A 14,886-nucleotide genomic window follows, 5' to 3' on the forward strand; every position below is an offset into this window, starting at 1 on the left:
TCCTCGTACTGGTTGTACGGGGGCGCGGGGGCGGCGTCGCGAGGTGCCCTGCTGAGCGCCGGAACAAGCGGTGAAGGCCAGCGGTCCCAGCGCCTGTCACTCGAGCCTGAAGACGGCAGGTGAGCTGGCCTTTCCGGCCAGCTTCGCCACCAGCAGGTAGTCGCCGGCGCCCACGCGGGTGTGCGCGCCGCAGCCCGGCTGCGAGGTCGAGCCCGCCCACTTCGTGCCGTAGTTGAAGACTTCCTTCGGCTGCATCACGCGGGTCTCGGTGCCCACGGCCGCGAGGCAGTGGTTGCTCGACCACAGCACGGTCGCGCCGTCCGCCGTGAGGATCGTGAGCTCGCGGTGCTGGCGGCCGATGTCCTTGATGCACGGCACCGGCCCGTTGTTGACCAGGTCCATGGACAGTTCTGGCTGGTCACCGATGGTGTAGAACGGCTTGTTGGCCTTCGCCACGACCCCGATCACGTCGTCCGGACAGGGCTGCGGCGGTCCGGGAGGCGGGGGCGGCGGGGTGGTCTCCGTCGGTGAGGGCGGCGGGGTCGTGGAGGACGACGACGCGGCCGCCGGGCTCTCGGAGCCGCTCGGCGGAGGGTTCGAGGCCGACGTCGCGGCCGCGTTGGTCGGCTTCGAGGTCTCGGCGTCGGAGCCGAACATCCCGACGATCCAGATCACGAGCAGGAGTGTGACCAGGGCGGCGGCGATCGCGGCGATGCGGCGGCGCCAGTACACCGTGGACGGCAGCGGACCTGTGGGCTCGATCACGGCCCGAACGTAACCGGACCTGGGGGAATCCAGGCGTAGGCGAGCATCGCTCGATCGGTTGAACGTGACATAGAGCGGAAACCCCTTGTGAACGTGCGCTAACTCCGGTTCCAATCGACGCGGGGTCCGCCGGTAGGCCATGGAGGTGTGTCACATGACCGCGATCGACGAACTGCTCAAGCGGAACTACGAACTCGGGAACGTGGTTCCCGGAGACCGTTCGTCCGCGAAGCCGTCTCTGCAGGTAGCCATTCTGACCTGCATGGACTCGCGCATCCGGGTGTTCGAGATCTTCGGCTTGAAGCAGGGTGAGGCGCACGTGCTGCGCAACGCGGGCGGTGTCGTCACCGACGACGCGATCCGCTCGCTCGCGCTGAGCCAACGCAAGCTCGGCACGCGTGAGGTGCTGCTCGTGCACCACACGAACTGCGGCCTGGAGATGGTCACCGAGGACGACTTCAAGGACGAACTGGAGGCCGACACCGGTCTGCGGCCGACCTGGGCCGTCGAGGCGTTCAAGGTGGTTGAGCAGAGCGTGCGCGGCTCGATGGCGCGGCTGCGGCGCAGCCCGTTCATCCCGCACACCGACAAGATCCGCGGGTTCGTCTACGACGTGCACACCGGTGAGCTGCGCGAGGTCGACGCGGCGGAGACCGCGGCCGCCTGACGGTCGTTTGCGACGGGGCCCCTTCGGGGGCCCTTTTCGTTGCGCGACAATGGTCGGCGATGAATCACGAGTTGCTGTTGGGCTGGTGGGACACCGCCGCCCGCGACCTGCCGTGGCGCCGTCCCGACTGCACCGCCTGGGGCGTGCTGATCAGCGAGATCATGCTGCAGCAGACGCCGGTCGCCCGCGTCGAACCGATCTGGCACGAGTGGCTGGCGCGCTGGCCCGTGCCGTCCGCGATGGCCGCCTCCTCGCAGGGCGAGGTCCTGCGGATGTGGGGCAAGCTCGGCTACCCGCGCCGGGCCATGCGCCTGCACGAGGCCGCGACCGCGATCGCCCGCGACCACGGCGACGTGGTGCCGTCCGACATCGAGACGCTGGAGTCGTTGCCGGGTATCGGCAGCTACACGGCGCGTGCGGTGGCGACGTTCGCGTACGGGCAGAAGTGCGCCGTCGTCGACACGAACGTCCGACGGGTCGTAGCGCGCGCTGTGCACGGGGCCGGGGACGCCGGGCCGCCGTCGACCAAGCGCGACCTGCGGGACGTCGAGGCGATCCTGCCCGAGGACCAGCACGACGCGGCGGTGTTCTCGGCCGCGTTGATGGAGCTCGGGGCGTTGATCTGCACGGCCAAGAACCAGAAGTGCGCCGACTGCCCGTTGTTCACGGACTGCGCCTGGCAGCTGGGTGGCCGGCCTGCCTACGCGGGGCCGGAGAAGAAGGTGCAGAAGTTCGCCGGCACCGACCGGCAGGTGCGCGGGAAGCTGCTGGACGTGCTGCGGGGGTCGCCCGGCCCGGTGCCGAAGATCCAGCTCGACATCGTCTGGAACGACGTGACGCAGCGGGAGAAGTGCCTGGTCTCGTTGCTGGACGACGGCCTGGTGGAGCAGACGCAGGACGGCTTGTTCGCACTTCCCGGGGAGCACTGAGATGCACGCGCTGGTGGCGTTCTTCGACGACGAGGCGGACCGGAAGGTGCGCGCGCTCCAGACGAAGGTGGGCGCGAAGCACAAGTACCCGCCGCACCTCACGTACGCCGTCGCCACCACCATCGGCCCCAAGGTCCGCAAGGAGCTGCGCGAGGACCTCGAACGGCTGTGGATGCCGGACCTCTACCTGCACTCGCTCAGCACGTTCTCGACGTCCGAGAACGTGCTGATGCTCGCCGCCGTCGTCGACACCGAGCTGCTGGCGGTGCACAGCGCCATCCACGACGTCCTGGCGAGCAAGGTGAAGAACCCGAGCGCCTACTACCTGCCGGGCAACTGGGTGCCGCACTGCACGCTCGTGCACGACGTCGACGACGAGGCGATGAAGGCCGCGTTCGCCGCCGTCTTCCCGGTGGAGCCGATCCGGGCGAAGGTCCGCGAGGTGTCGGTCGTCGACACTCAGACCGGCGAGATCGACGTGCTCAAGAAGGCCTCCACGGCCCCGCGGTAGACCCACGGCGCGCTGTCGTGCACGACGTGCCCGGCCTCCGCGACGTAGAGGTACTGGCCGTTCGACCGGCGGGCCGCCTCCTCCATCTGGCCTGGTAGCTGCCCGCCCTTGCCGGCCTCGACGACCAGCGACGGGCAGCGCACGGCGTCGATGAAGTCCCAGTACGCGCGCGTGCCCCAGTGGCCGGCGATCTCGTACAGGTCGTCCATCGAGGCGATCAGGTGCCAGCCGTCCGCGCGTTCCTCGAAGTACTCGCAGAACAGCGGCGAGCCGAAGTACGCGGTGATGTGCCCGAGAGACTGGAAGGGCACCGGCCACGCGTCGAAGAGCCACTTCCACTCGTCGACGGTGCGGCCCCTGTTGTCCGGGGCGAAGTCCTCGACCACAATCGCGCGCACCAGGTCCGGACGGGTCGCCGCGAGACACCACGCGTGCAGCCCGCCCATGGAGTGCCCGACGACCACGGCGGGCCCGAGACCGAGGTCCTCGATCGCGGCGGCGGCGTCGGCGACGAAGTCCTCGGTGCGGAACGGGCCGCGCGTCGGGTTGCGGCCGTGTCCGCGCTGGTCGACGCCCACCACCCGACCGAAGGGCTGGAGCCACTGCGCGACCGGCCACCAGGCGGTGGCCCTGCTCATCAGGCCGTGCAGGAGCAGCACGCCTTGACCCGTTCCGCCGAACTCGACCACCGACACAGGGATGATTAACGCATGAAGGCCCGTCCGTACCTGATCGCCCTGGTGTTGATCGTGCTCGTCGCAGGTCTGCTCGTCGTGTTCAGAACGCCGAGCAACGACCCGGCGAAGCAGCAGGCCACGTCGCCGGAGGCAGCGGTGGAGGCCGGGGCGGGCGCGGGCGACCCGTACTACCCGACGGACGGCAACAGCGGCTACGACGTCACCCTCTACGACCTCGCGATCACCTACGACCCGGAGGCGAAGAAGCTCGACGGCGTCGCTTCGATCACCGCGACGGCGACCGAGGACCTCTCGCGCTTCAACCTCGACCTCGAAGGCCTGAAGGTCAGCGACGTGAAGGTCGGCGGGCAGGCCGCGAAGTTCGCGCAGGAGGGCGACCACGAGCTGGTGATCACGCCGTCCGCGCCGCTCGCCTCGGGCAAGCCGTTCACGGCCGTCGTCACCTACGGCGGTGAGCCCACGACGATCAACGACGCCTCGCTCGGCCGCAGCGGCTGGCAGATCTCGTCCACCGGCGGCGCCTTCGCCGCAGGTCAGCCGCACTCCGCGACGACGTGGTTCCCGGCCAACGACACCCCGAAGGACAAGGCGGCGCTCAAGATCGCGGCCCGCGTCCCGGACGGCTGGACGGCGATCTCCAACGGCATCGAGGGACCGGTCACGCGCGACGGCGGCTGGACGACGTTCAACTGGTCGGAGGAGACCCCGCTCGCGACCTACGTGGCCACGGTGGCGATCGACAAGTTCGAGGTCGTGCGGTCGACGCTGCCGGACGGCACACCGGTGGTCGACGCCTACGCGCCCGGCACCTCCGCGGCCAAGAAGCCGATCCAGGACCAGGGCCCTGAGGTCCTCGCGCACCTGGCGACGAGGTTCGGCCCGTACCCGCAGCGCGCCGCCGGCGGCATCTGGGTGGCCGACCAGATCGGGTTCTCGCTGGAGACCCAGACCCGGCCGATCTACGCCGCCTGGGCCGACCTCGAGACGCTCGTGCACGAGAACGCCCACATGTGGTTCGGCGACGCGGTGTCGATCAAGAGCTGGGCGGACATCTGCATCAACGAGTGCCTCGCCTCCTACGCGCAGTGGCTGTGGCTGGAGCACGAGGGCACCGACCTCGACGAGCGCTACCGCGACCAGGTCGAGCAACGGCGCGAGCGGTCGTCGTTCTGGGCGCCGAAGCTCTACGACATGGGCAAGGGCAACGAGTTCCGCGGCGTCTACGACAAGGGTCTGCTGGGCATGCACGCGCTGCGCAAGCAGGTCGGCGACGACGTGTTCTTCAAGGCCCTGCAGTCGTGGGTAAGCGAGCACCGCGACGGCAACGCGTCGTGGCCGGAGTTCGAGGAGCACTTCAAGAAGGCGTCCGGGCAGGACCTGACCGGGTTCTTCAAGGCGTGGTTCCGGGACTCGGGCATTCCCGACGATCAGTACCTGCTGCCTGTCGGTGTGCGCCGCTAGAGTCGGTGTCATGGCAGTCGTGAAGATCAACGCGATCAAGGTTCCCGAGGGCAACGGCCCCGAGTTGGAGAAGCGGTTCGGCGCCCGCCTCGGTGCGGTCGACAACCAGCCCGGCTTCCTGGGCTTCGAGCTCCTGCGTCCCGTCGCCGGCGAGGACCGCTACTTCGTCGTGACGCACTGGGAGACGCACGAGGACTTCGTGGCGTGGCGTGACGGTGAGGCCGGTGCGGCAGCGCACTCCGGCGAGCGCGCCCGGCCCGTGTCCTCCGGTGCCGACCTGCTGGAGTTCGAGGTCGTGCTGGGCAGCAAGCCCAAGCAGTGATCGAAGAGGCTTACGACAGAGCCGCCGAGCTGATCGCCGGCGCGGACGCCGTCCTGGTCTGCGCCGGCGCCGGCATCGGGGTCGACTCCGGCCTGCCGGACTTCCGCGGCACCGAGGGCTTCTGGCGGGCGTACCCGCCGTACGAGCGGCTCGGGCTGAAGTTCGAGGAGATCGCCGACCCCGTGCACTTCGTCGACGATCCCGCGCTGGCGTGGGGTTTCTACGGGCATCGGCTGCGGCTGTACCGCGAGACCGTGCCGCACGAGGGCTTCGCGGTGCTGCGGTCGTGGGGTGCACGGGTGTTCACGTCCAACGTGGACGGTCAGTTCCAGAAGGCGGGCTTCGCGGACGTCGCCGAGGTCCACGGGTCGATCCACCACGCCCAGTGCGTCGAGCCGTGCACGGACGAGATCTGGGAGTGCGCGTTCGACGTCGAGGTCGACCCGGTGACGATGCGGGCGGTGGGCCCGTTGCCGTCGTGTCCCTCGTGCGGAGGCCTGGCGCGGCCCAACATCCTGATGTTCGGCGACTGGGGCTGGGTGCCGCACCGCAGCCAGCGGCAGCTCGACGAGCTGAACGAGTGGCGGCGCGCGCACCGGAACCTCGCCGTGGTCGAGATCGGGGCCGGCACCGCCGTGCCGACCGTGCGGCGTCAGGCCGAGCTGGCCAGTGCCGCTTCCGGGGCTCTCATCCGCATCAACACGCGCGAACCGGACGTCCGGCACGGCAGGGGCGTCTCCCTGCCCGCCGGCGCCCTGGAGGCTCTCACAGCCTTGGCACGACGAACTGCGTGACGACGGCCCGGTGATCGCTGCCGGGCACGTCGAACACGTCGACCGTGTCGACGATGATCTTCGAGTCGACCAGCACGTGGTCGATGGTGACCGGCGGCGGCCAGAACCCGCTGTTGCTGGGCCAGGTGTGGATCAGGCCCTTGCCGACCTGGTCGGCCGCGTCCACGTACCCCTTGTTGATCAGCCGGGTGAGCCCGACGTGGTCGAGCGTGGCGTTGAAGTCGCCCGCCAGCACCCGCAGCGCGCCGGTCGAGTCCGGCGCGGGCAGCCCGGCGAGCTCGCGCTGCCACGCCTCCGGCCCGGCGGTGACCACGGGCGGCAGCGGGTGCACCGACACGACCTCGATGTCCCTGCCCGGCAGGTCCACCATCGCCCCTGCCTGCTGCAACGAGCCGGGCGGCGTCAGAGTCCGCTGCTGGAGGGGGTACCGCGAGGCGAGCCCGCTGCCGGACCCGCCGGGTTCGGCGATGAACACCCGGTTGGGCAGCACCTGGTTCAACCCGGCGCGGTCGAGGTCGCGCACCATGTCCGGCGTCAGCTCCTGCATCGCCAGGACGTCGATGTCGCGCCTCTTCACCTCCTGCACGACGAACTCGGCGTCGGCGATCCCCACGAGCAGGTTCGAGGTCATCAACCGGACCTGCTGCCCCACCCCGTTGGGCCGCGCGTCGGAGAACGCCCGCGGCGCCACGTTCGCGACCAGCACGATCCCGACGAGCGTCATCGTCAGCCCGATGACCCACCGTCGGCGCATGAGGGCGAACAACCCGATCAGCAACCCCACGACGGTGATGTAGGGGGTGAGGGACGTCGTGGCGATCATGTACCGCGTCCCGTCGATGCCGAGCAGCCTGACGAGCGCCGCCGTGACGAACGCCAGCGCACACAGGAACAGCAAGAACGTGGCGAAACCGCTCCTCGGCGCCTTCACCTCGGTGGTGACCACGCCGTGCAGTGTCGCCGAACGCTCGTCAGTCTCCGGTGTGGTCCCCATGCTCCACAGGACGGCCGGCAGGCCCCTCTCGTTGCCCTCCAGAAATTGTCAGACCCCTCCGCCATCCTGAACACAACCGACTCACCAGGGGGACCGATGGGCGCCAAGGACTGGATGCTCTTCTACGCATCGGACGACGTCAGCAAGGTGCTGAGAGCGTCGCCGAAGATCGACCGCGAGGCCACGGAGGCCTTCGTGCGCCGCCTCTACCCGTCCCACGACCTCACCCGGATCGAGGACGGCAACCTCCACTACGGCAACCCACCGGACGGCACCGTCTACGCGGGCGTCTTCCCGGGCCTCTCGATCATCTGCACCTGGGAGGCGGCCGGCGACGCCCACACTGATCTCCCGCCGCGCTTCATCGCCGAGGGCGCGGGCCGCACCCTCTACCTGCACGCCATGCACAGCGTCGTCGACTTCTTCTCCTACGCCATCTGGGAGCCGGACGGCACCCTCCGCCGCGCGTACAGCCTCTCCCCCGACAGCGGCGTCATCGCCGACGTGGGCACACCCCTGCCGTTCGAGGAGAAGTACCGGGCAGGCGACCCGGAGTTCCTGGAGTCCCTGGACGAGGACGACGAGTACCCGTTCCGCTTCCACCCGCTCGACCTGGCCGAGGCGGCCCTGCGCGAGCTGTTCGGCTTCAACTACGAGGGCGCGTACGAGGACGACGACCCGGAGCTGGAGGAGGTGGTGCTGGCGGGCTACACCGTCACCCCGCGCTGACTCACACAGCCGCGGGATGACGCGACCGGACGTCCGGCATGCGATCAAGCGCCCCGACGATCACGTCGACGACGGGCAGCAACGTCTGCTCGTCGATGGGACCGCGCATCGTCGTGTAGACGATGCCGTCCTCGAACGTGAGCGAGAGGAAGCGCCCGACCACGACAGGCAGCGCGTCGGCCTGGTCCAGCAGCCATTCCAGCGCCTCGGGGTTGAAGGCCCGGGACGCGACCGCGAGGTCGTTGGCGAACACGGCGAACTTGTGGTCGGCCTCAGGCGGCAGGCGCAGCGGCAACCACTCGGCGTTCGCGCGCGCCACGGTGAGCGGCTGCGCGGCGAGCCACCCGCTCAGGTAGCCCGGCGCGACCGCGCGGCCGAGGAAGTCGGCGTGCTGACGTCGGGTGAGCCGCATGGGAGCGATGCGCGCCGTGGCCACCTCGAACCGGTGTTCCTGAAGCCTGATCACCCCGCGTGAACCCTGCTGCCTCATCGAGGCCTGCGCCACCCGCACGTGCCAGGGCCCGCGCCGGAAGTCCAACGCCAGGTCGTACCTGGGCTTCGAGCGCTGAAGGAGCTTGTCCACGAACCCGGTGACGTGGCTCGCGAGCGGCCCCCGGAGATCAGCCGACCACGCGGCCGCCCGCTCGGCGCCGACCACCTCGCCGCCGAGCGCGGCGGCCAGCGGCGTCAGCGCGACGGCCTGGTCGGCATCGGCCTTGCGGTTGCGGCGAAGCTGCCACCAACGCCGCACGGCCACGGCGCTGAGCGAGAACGCCACCACGGCGGCGATCGGCCACACCAGCGACAAGAACTCCATCAAAGGTCCAGGTCCCCTTGGATCCGCCGCTTCTGACGGTCAGTGCCCATGTCGTCGTACTCGGTGCTCTTCTGGTAATTGCCGACGTTCCGCACGGGCTTGCCCATCGCCTTCGGGAAGCCGCACACCATGTCCTTCTTGCTGAGCTCCGGCGGATTGCACCGTCACCGAGGCTGACTCACGCGGTGGGCGCAGAGCTCCTCGGCTGGGCGCCGGGAATGCGTTCGAGCACAGCGATGATCGCGTCGATCGCCGGCAGCACCAGCTTCGGTTCGATCGGTCCCGCGGACACGCTGTAGGAGATGCCTGCTTCGACCGTGAGCGTCCGCAGGTTGCCCATCTGCGACTCGCCCTGCAATCTCTCGACGAGTGCGGGGGTGAACATCGCGGTCGCCCGGTGCGGGTCTGCGGAGGCCGCCAGGTACAGCTCCTGCAAGCCGGCGGGCAACCTCAGCTCGTGCCACTGCGGCTGCGGGCCGGAGGCGACGGACTGGGGCACCTCGGTCACCCACCGCCGCGCGGCACGGCCCTCTCCCAGGCTGCTGATGGCGAGCTTCAGCGGTGGCAGGGCGGCGGTGGCCACCTCGATCCGGTGCTCGACGTGGGTGACGACCTTGTCCTGGGTGGACGCGCTGTTCAGCTCGATCGACGCCTCGGTCACCCGGACCCGCCAGCCGTGCCGCTCGAAGTCGAGGGTGTGGTCGAACCGCGCCTCGGACGCCCGGCGCAACCAGCCGATCGCGTTGCCGTACTCCCGCGCGAACGGGCGGCACAGGTCAGCGGACCAGGCCGGCGCGAGCCCGAGCGTCCCGCCGAGACTCGCGGCGAACTTCTCCAGCTCGGTGGCGTGGTCGAGGGCCTGCTTGTGTTCCTGGCGCCGTGCCCACCAGAACATCAGCGCGAGCAACGCCACCAGGATCAGCACGAGCAGTCCCAGCTTGAGCTTCCACGGTTCCATGTCTTCCGTTCCCCCGGTCGATCAGATGTCGAGGTAGCCCTCGATGCGCTGCTTCGAGTGGTCCGAACCGGTCTGGTCGTACGAGTTGGCCTTGTCGCTCATGCCCTGGTTGCGCAGGCCCTTCTCATGGGTCGGGTTGACCTGCGCCAAGGCTTCGTTGCCGACGGCGTCCTTCATGGACAGGCCGAGGCCCTGCTGCACGCGCTCGCCGATCATGCCGTCCTTGCTGTTCAGACGGGTGAGCGGATTGGCCTTGAGCTTCTCCAGCTTGCTCAGGTCCTTGAGCTGCACGTCGGCCGCGTGGCTCGCGACCTTCTTGTCCGCCATGGACTTCTGGAACGCGGTCCGCACGTTCTTGAGGCGGCTGCCCACGTTGCGCAGGAAATCCATGATCTTCTGCAGGAACTGGCGCAGCTTCGCGACGATGCGGGACACCCGGCTCGCGGTCGACGCCACGCGGACGCCGGTGGCCGCTCCGGCGGCGGCGGTCGAGGCGCCGAAGCTCGGCACCGCGGCGGCCAGCGCCGGGATCCAGATCATGATCATCCAGGTGATCAGCTCGGTCAGGATCGCCTTGATGATGTCCTCGATGATCGTCATGATCATGGACGAGATCATCAGCGTCTGGGCGAGCTCACCGGCCTGACCGGCGACGCCGTCGATGCCGTTGGCGAACTCGCCCAGCTTGGTGCTGGCGACCTCGGCGGTCTGACCGCCCCAGGACTGCACGGAGCTCGACAGGTCCTGATCGAACGTCTCCCGCAGCTTGCCGATGCCCTCGGCGATCGCCGCGTAGTTCTCGCCGGCCTGGCTGAGCGCGGGGCCGTCGCCGCTGACGAAGTGGATCGCGTCCTCCAGCGGCTGGACGACGCTGATCAGGAAGTTGAGCCCCTGCCCGACGAGCCAGCCGATCGGGTCGAGCGCGATGCCTTGGGCGGCGGTGCCGACCGCGCTGATCAGCGCGCTGCCCTCGGAGGCCAGCGCGGCGCTGCCGCCGGTCTCCCCGCTCTTGCCGAACGCCTCCTTCGTCTTGAGGTAGCTGCCGTAGAACGGCGCGGCCTCCGCCGCCTTCTGCCCGGTGGTCTTCTCGCCGACGGTGATCTTGACGCCGCCGGCCTCGAACTCCTCTTCCGCCATGCCGGCGCCCCTACTTCCCGCTGAAGTCGATGTCGACGCCGCTGAAGATCGCCTTCAACGCGTCCTCCTGCTCCTGGTAGCCCTGCGCGGTGCCGCGGAACTTGTCGCCGGCGGACTGCAGACCTGTCTGGAGGTCCTTCATCAGTTCCTTGAGGTCGCCGAGCATCTGGTCGTACTCGTCCTTCACGAACAGCCCGACGATCCCCCAGGACTTGTCGCCCACGTCCGCCTTGTCCACGAGTCCGGCGATCTGTCCCGCCGTGCCCTTGTGCCCGTCGAGCTTGCCCGCGAACGCCGTCAACTCCTCGGCGTCGACCTCGAAGCCGCTCATCGGCCGTCCTCATCGTCGTAGAGGTTCAGGTAGCCGCCGCCCTGCTTCGGTGGCGCTGAAGGTGGTGGTGGCTGCGACGACCGCGACTGCCACGAGTCGCCGCGCAGCACGTTCTGGTCGCCGAAGTCCTCCGCGGGTTCCGGCGGCTGCCTGCGCGGAGGCGGCTGCTGCCGGTCCGGCGGCATCGGCGCCGGAGGTGGCTGGCGGACCGGGCCTCCCTGCGGCGGCGGTGGACCCTGTGGCGGCATCGGAGGTCGTTGCGGCGCAGGGGCCTGCGCCTCCTCCTCCGTCACCCGCCGAAGGTCCTCTTTGGACATTCCGAAGAGCTGCGCCTGCGTTTCCAGCACCTGGTCCTTGAGGTGCATCTCGTCACCCAGAGCGCCCTCGACGATCCCCGCCTGCCGGCGCGCCGCTTCCGCGACCGCCTTCTGCAGGGTGGACATCAGCTCAGCGGCCAGCGCGTGCGGAGGGCGCCGCATGGCCTGGTCCGTGAGCCGGATGTCCTTGATCGAACCGGAGGGTCCCGCGACCACGGTGACCGCCCGGTCCGCCGAAGTCGCCACCGCCTCCAGCTCGACCAGCTGCTGCTGCATGTCGCCGATGTTGGCGAACTGCTGGTCGACGCGTTGCATCTGGGCCTGGAACCGCTCGAACTGAGCGACCAGCTGGTCGAATTCCGCCGACACGACCACGTCCTCCTCGAATCCCACCGATGCGCGATCGAGTTGATCGTGCGGGCCGAGGGCCAATGCTGGCAGCGAACTGCCGTTCCGGCAGCAAAACGGGCGAATCCGCGAGGCGGATTGATGTCACACGACGCCGTCGATCCGGGCGCCGCGAAAACGAGACCGGCCCCCGGGCTCGAAAGCCTGGGGGCCGGTCTGCGGGTACTGCCTCTAGATCACTCGGTTTCGGTCGCCGGGGCGTCCTGCGGCTCGACGGCCGCCGAGGCGGTCAGGTCGACCGGCGGGGCGTCCGGCACGCGGTTCGGCTTGGCCTCGCCGCGGAAGACGAACTTCGCCTTGTCGTGGTCGTCCGAGACGCCGTCCCAGCCCTCGATGTCGGTGATGATGATCTGGCCCGGCTGGATCTCGCCGAACAGGATCTTCTCCGACAGCTGGTCCTCGATCTCGCGCTGGATCGTGCGGCGCAGCGGGCGAGCGCCCAGCACCGGGTCGAACCCGCGCTTCGCGAGCAGGGACTTGGCCCTGTCGGTCAGCTCGAGAGCCATGTCCTTGTTCTTCAGCTGCGTCTCGACGCGGGCGATCATCAGGTCCACCATCTTGATGATCTCGTCCTGAGTCAGCTGGTGGAAGACGATGATGTCGTCGATGCGGTTGAGGAACTCGGGGCGGAAGTGCTTCTTCAGCTCGTCGTTGACCTTGTTCTTCATGCGCTCGTAGTTGGACGCGGTGTCCTGACCCGAGGTGAAGCCGAGGCCGACGGCCTTGCTGATGTCGGACGTGCCCAGGTTCGAGGTGAAGATGATGACGGTGTTCTTGAAGTCCACCGTCCGGCCCTGACCGTCGGTCAGGCGGCCGTCTTCCAACACCTGGAGCAGCGTGTTGTAGACCTCGTTGTGCGCCTTCTCGATCTCGTCGAAGAGCACGACGGAGAACGGCTTGCGGCGCACCTTCTCGGTGAGCTGGCCGCCCTCTTCGTAGCCGACGTAACCGGGAGGGGCACCGAAGAGCCGCGACGCCGTGTAGCGGTCGTGGAACTCGCCCATGTCGATCTGGATGAGCGCGTCGTCCTCGCCGAACAGGAAGTTCGCGAGCGCCTTCGAGAGCTCGGTCTTACCGACACCGGACGGGCCGGCGAAGATGAACGAGCCGGAGGGGCGCTTCGGGTCCTTCAGGCCGGCGCGGGTGCGGCGGATCGCCTGCGACACGGCCTTGACCGCGTCGGTCTGGCCGATGATCCGCTTGTGCAGCTCGTCCTCCATGCGGAGCAGACGCGAGGTCTCCTCCTCGGTGAGCTTGAACACCGGGATGCCGGTCCAGTTGGCGAGGACCTCGGCGATCTGCTCCTCGTCGACCTCCGCGACGACGTCCAGGTCACCGTCCTTCCACTGCTTCTCCCGCTCGGCCTTCTGGCCCAGGAGCTGCTTCTCCGCGTCACGGAGCTTGGCGGCGCGCTCGAAGTCCTGCGCGTCGATCGCGGACTCCTTGTCGCGACGCACGTCCGCGATCTTCTCGTCGAACTCGCGCAGGTCCGGCGGCGCGGTCATCCGGCGGATGCGCATGCGCGCGCCCGCCTCGTCGATGAGGTCGATCGCCTTGTCCGGCAGGAACCGGTCGTTGATGTACCGGTCGGCCAGCGTGGCGGCGGCGACCAGCGCGGAGTCGGTGATCGAGACGCGGTGGTGCGCCTCGTACCGGTCGCGCAGGCCCTTCAGGATCTCGATGGTGTGCTCGAGCGACGGCTCGCCCACCTGGATCGGCTGGAAGCGGCGCTCCAGCGCGGGGTCCTTCTCGACGTGCTTGCGGTACTCGTCGAGCGTGGTGGCACCGATCGTCTGCAGCTCACCGCGAGCCAGCATCGGCTTGAGGATCGACGCGGCGTCGATCGCGCCCTCGGCCGCACCCGCGCCGACGAGCGTGTGGATCTCGTCGATGAACAGGATGATGTCGCCGCGCGTGCGGATCTCCTTGAGGACCTTCTTCAGGCGCTCTTCGAAGTCACCGCGGTAGCGCGAGCCCGCGACCAGCGAGCCGAGGTCGAGCGTGTAGAGCTGCTTGTCCTTGAGCGTCTCGGGCACCTCGCCCTTGACGACCATCTGCGCGAGACCCTCGACGACGGCGGTCTTGCCGACGCCGGGCTCGCCGATGAGGACCGGGTTGTTCTTGGTGCGGCGGGACAGCACCTGCATGACCCGCTCGATCTCCTTGGTGCGACCGATGACCGGGTCGAGCTTGCCCTCACGCGCCGAGGCAGTGAGGTTGCGCCCGAACTGGTCCAGCACCAGGGACGACGACGGCGTGCCCTCGCCACGACCGGTCGACTCCGCCGCACCCTTCTCGGTGGAGTAACCGGACAGCAGCTGGAGCACCTGCTGACGCACCCTGTTCAGGTCGGCGCCGAGCTTCACCAGGACCTGGGCGGCGACGCCCTCGCCCTCGCGGATCAGGCCGAGCAGGATGTGCTCGGTGCCGATGTAGTTGTGGCCGAGCTGAAGCGCCTCACGCAGTGAGAGCTCCAGGACCTTCTTCGCACGTGGGGTGAAGGGGATGTGACCGCTGGGGGCCTGCTGCCCCTGGCCGATGATCTCCTCGACCTGTTGGCGGACGCCTTCCAGCGCAATCCCCAACGACTCGAGCGCCTTGGCGGCGACACCTTCACCCTCGTGGATCAGACCCAGGAGGATGTGCTCGGTGCCGATGTAGTTGTGGTTGAGCATCCGTGCCTCTTCTTGGGCAAGGACAACCACCCGCCTCGCGCGGTCGGTGAACCTTTCGAACATTCGCACTCCCTGACTGCTGCGTCGGCGGTCCTCGGCTCCACCGATCTACCCTGGTGAGCGCGGCACCGTGGCTCCACTGTAGTGGGCGGTACCGAGGCCTGTGGTTCCCATCAGCGGCAAGCCGCGTCCGGTGAACGTTGACGTCTGCATCAACGCAGGTCGGAAGCAACGGATTCCACGTATCGGGCGATGTCCGCTGAACGCGAACAAGCCACCTTTGAGCGATACTCCTGTGACCGGGGCCACCTGAGGAGGCATAAGACGCGCGATCTTGGGTAAGGTTAGGCAAGCCTCATAGATGAGATTGGAC

The 14,886-nt window shown here is 68.8% G+C and carries 16 protein-coding genes; 7 read left to right on the forward strand and 9 right to left on the reverse strand.

The genetic code is table 11. From position 1 onward, the window contains the following. Positions 1-96: 96 nt before the first annotated feature. Entirely contained in the window at positions 97-765 is a 669-nt protein-coding gene (locus ACFWNN_RS28940; protein WP_382443088.1) for a hypothetical protein, read from the reverse strand. A 154-nt stretch (positions 766-919) separates the two neighbouring features. On the opposite strand from ACFWNN_RS28940, the gene ACFWNN_RS28945 reads away from it, so the two are divergent. From ACFWNN_RS28945 to ACFWNN_RS28955, 3 genes are read left to right on the forward strand one after another with little or no spacing between them, the layout of a single operon-like run. Then, a complete protein-coding gene (locus ACFWNN_RS28945) occupies positions 920-1,432 on the forward strand; it encodes a carbonic anhydrase (protein WP_363845665.1) in 513 nt (170 codons plus the stop codon). Positions 1,433-1,491: 59 nt separating this feature from the next. Next, positions 1,492-2,361, forward strand: a complete 870-nt coding sequence (locus ACFWNN_RS28950; RefSeq protein WP_382443089.1) for an A/G-specific adenine glycosylase — start codon at positions 1,492-1,494, stop codon at positions 2,359-2,361. A 1-nt stretch (position 2,362) separates the two neighbouring features. Then, positions 2,363-2,872 (forward strand): 2'-5' RNA ligase family protein, encoded by a 510-nt coding sequence (locus ACFWNN_RS28955; RefSeq protein WP_382443090.1) that lies wholly within the window; start codon positions 2,363-2,365, stop codon positions 2,870-2,872. Here ACFWNN_RS28955 and ACFWNN_RS28960 read toward each other — a convergent pair. Continuing rightward, positions 2,821-3,567 (reverse strand): alpha/beta fold hydrolase, encoded by a 747-nt coding sequence (locus ACFWNN_RS28960; RefSeq protein ID WP_382443091.1) that lies wholly within the window; start codon positions 3,565-3,567, stop codon positions 2,821-2,823. The genes ACFWNN_RS28955 and ACFWNN_RS28960 overlap by 52 nt on opposite strands. A 15-nt stretch (positions 3,568-3,582) precedes the next feature. Here ACFWNN_RS28960 and ACFWNN_RS28965 point away from each other — a divergent pair, with 15 nt between their 5' ends. The 3 genes from ACFWNN_RS28965 to ACFWNN_RS28975 are packed head-to-tail and all read left to right on the forward strand — an operon-like array spanning position 3,583 to position 6,147. After that, complete coding sequence (locus ACFWNN_RS28965; protein ID WP_382443092.1) at positions 3,583-5,031, forward strand: M1 family metallopeptidase; 1,449 nt, start codon at positions 3,583-3,585, stop codon at positions 5,029-5,031. Positions 5,032-5,041: 10 nt separating this feature from the next. Next, positions 5,042-5,353 carry an antibiotic biosynthesis monooxygenase family protein gene (locus ACFWNN_RS28970; protein ID WP_382443093.1) on the forward strand — a complete coding sequence of 104 codons (312 nt, stop codon included), beginning with the start codon at positions 5,042-5,044 and terminating at the stop codon, positions 5,351-5,353. Further along, positions 5,353-6,147, forward strand: coding sequence for an NAD-dependent deacetylase (locus ACFWNN_RS28975; RefSeq protein ID WP_382443238.1), 795 nt, complete (start codon positions 5,353-5,355; stop codon positions 6,145-6,147). Before ACFWNN_RS28970 ends, ACFWNN_RS28975 begins: the two co-directional genes overlap by 1 nt. Here the strand turns inward: ACFWNN_RS28975 and ACFWNN_RS28980 are convergent. Further along, positions 6,119-7,093 carry an endonuclease/exonuclease/phosphatase family protein gene (locus tag ACFWNN_RS28980; RefSeq protein WP_382443094.1) on the reverse strand — a complete coding sequence of 325 codons (975 nt, stop codon included), beginning with the start codon at positions 7,091-7,093 and terminating at the stop codon, positions 6,119-6,121. The two genes, ACFWNN_RS28975 and ACFWNN_RS28980, sit on opposite strands and share 29 nt — an antisense overlap. A 144-nt stretch (positions 7,094-7,237) precedes the next feature. Between ACFWNN_RS28980 and ACFWNN_RS28985 the strand changes: the two genes are divergently transcribed. Then, on the forward strand, positions 7,238-7,870 hold the full coding sequence (locus ACFWNN_RS28985; protein WP_382443095.1) for a DUF6928 family protein: 633 nt from the start codon (positions 7,238-7,240) through the stop codon (positions 7,868-7,870). 1 nt (position 7,871) lies between these two features. Here ACFWNN_RS28985 and ACFWNN_RS28990 read toward each other — a convergent pair whose 3' ends face one another. The 6 genes from ACFWNN_RS28990 to ACFWNN_RS29015 all read right to left on the reverse strand — a co-directional run bounded on the left by ACFWNN_RS28990 (position 7,872) and on the right by ACFWNN_RS29015 (position 14,576). Further along, complete coding sequence (locus ACFWNN_RS28990) at positions 7,872-8,687, reverse strand: hypothetical protein (RefSeq protein WP_382443096.1); 816 nt, start codon at positions 8,685-8,687, stop codon at positions 7,872-7,874. 178 nt (positions 8,688-8,865) lie between these two features. Further along, complete coding sequence (locus ACFWNN_RS28995; protein WP_382443097.1) at positions 8,866-9,645, reverse strand: hypothetical protein; 780 nt, start codon at positions 9,643-9,645, stop codon at positions 8,866-8,868. Positions 9,646-9,666: 21 nt separating this feature from the next. Further along, positions 9,667-10,782: a hypothetical protein gene (locus tag ACFWNN_RS29000; protein WP_382443098.1), complete on the reverse strand. Its 1,116-nt coding sequence runs from the start codon at positions 10,780-10,782 to the stop codon at positions 9,667-9,669. Positions 10,783-10,792: 10 nt separating this feature from the next. Beyond that, on the reverse strand, positions 10,793-11,113 hold the full coding sequence (locus tag ACFWNN_RS29005; protein ID WP_382443099.1) for a WXG100 family type VII secretion target: 321 nt from the start codon (positions 11,111-11,113) through the stop codon (positions 10,793-10,795). Beyond that, on the reverse strand, positions 11,110-11,799 hold the full coding sequence (locus ACFWNN_RS29010) for a YbaB/EbfC family nucleoid-associated protein (protein WP_382443100.1): 690 nt from the start codon (positions 11,797-11,799) through the stop codon (positions 11,110-11,112). The genes ACFWNN_RS29005 and ACFWNN_RS29010 overlap by 4 nt, the downstream gene beginning before the upstream one ends. 215 nt (positions 11,800-12,014) lie before the next feature. Further along, a complete protein-coding gene (locus ACFWNN_RS29015; RefSeq protein ID WP_382443101.1) occupies positions 12,015-14,576 on the reverse strand; it encodes an ATP-dependent Clp protease ATP-binding subunit in 2,562 nt (853 codons plus the stop codon). Between the last annotated feature and the right edge of the window lie 310 nt (positions 14,577-14,886).

The sequence above is a fragment of the Lentzea sp. NPDC058450 genome, assembly GCF_042721395.1.
Lineage (GTDB): Bacteria > Actinomycetota > Actinomycetes > Mycobacteriales > Pseudonocardiaceae > Lentzea.

What these genes read in the sequence shown, in the direction of transcription:
- ACFWNN_RS28945 (WP_363845665.1), top strand. Translation starts at nt 920, where the DNA reads ATGACCGCGATCGACGAACTGCTCAAGCGGAACTACGAACTCGGGAAC.
- ACFWNN_RS28950 (WP_382443089.1), top strand. Translation starts at nt 1,492, where the DNA reads ATGAATCACGAGTTGCTGTTGGGCTGGTGGGACACCGCCGCCCGCGAC.
- ACFWNN_RS28955 (WP_382443090.1), top strand. Translation starts at nt 2,363, where the DNA reads ATGCACGCGCTGGTGGCGTTCTTCGACGACGAGGCGGACCGGAAGGTG.
- ACFWNN_RS28965 (WP_382443092.1), top strand. Translation starts at nt 3,583, where the DNA reads ATGAAGGCCCGTCCGTACCTGATCGCCCTGGTGTTGATCGTGCTCGTC.
- ACFWNN_RS28970 (WP_382443093.1), top strand. Translation starts at nt 5,042, where the DNA reads ATGGCAGTCGTGAAGATCAACGCGATCAAGGTTCCCGAGGGCAACGGC.
- ACFWNN_RS28985 (WP_382443095.1), top strand. Translation starts at nt 7,238, where the DNA reads ATGGGCGCCAAGGACTGGATGCTCTTCTACGCATCGGACGACGTCAGC.
- ACFWNN_RS28990 (WP_382443096.1), bottom strand. Translation starts at nt 8,687, where the DNA reads ATGGAGTTCTTGTCGCTGGTGTGGCCGATCGCCGCCGTGGTGGCGTTC.
- ACFWNN_RS28995 (WP_382443097.1), bottom strand. Translation starts at nt 9,645, where the DNA reads ATGGAACCGTGGAAGCTCAAGCTGGGACTGCTCGTGCTGATCCTGGTG.
- ACFWNN_RS29000 (WP_382443098.1), bottom strand. Translation starts at nt 10,782, where the DNA reads ATGGCGGAAGAGGAGTTCGAGGCCGGCGGCGTCAAGATCACCGTCGGC.
- ACFWNN_RS29005 (WP_382443099.1), bottom strand. Translation starts at nt 11,113, where the DNA reads ATGAGCGGCTTCGAGGTCGACGCCGAGGAGTTGACGGCGTTCGCGGGC.
- ACFWNN_RS29015 (WP_382443101.1), bottom strand. Translation starts at nt 14,576, where the DNA reads ATGTTCGAAAGGTTCACCGACCGCGCGAGGCGGGTGGTTGTCCTTGCC.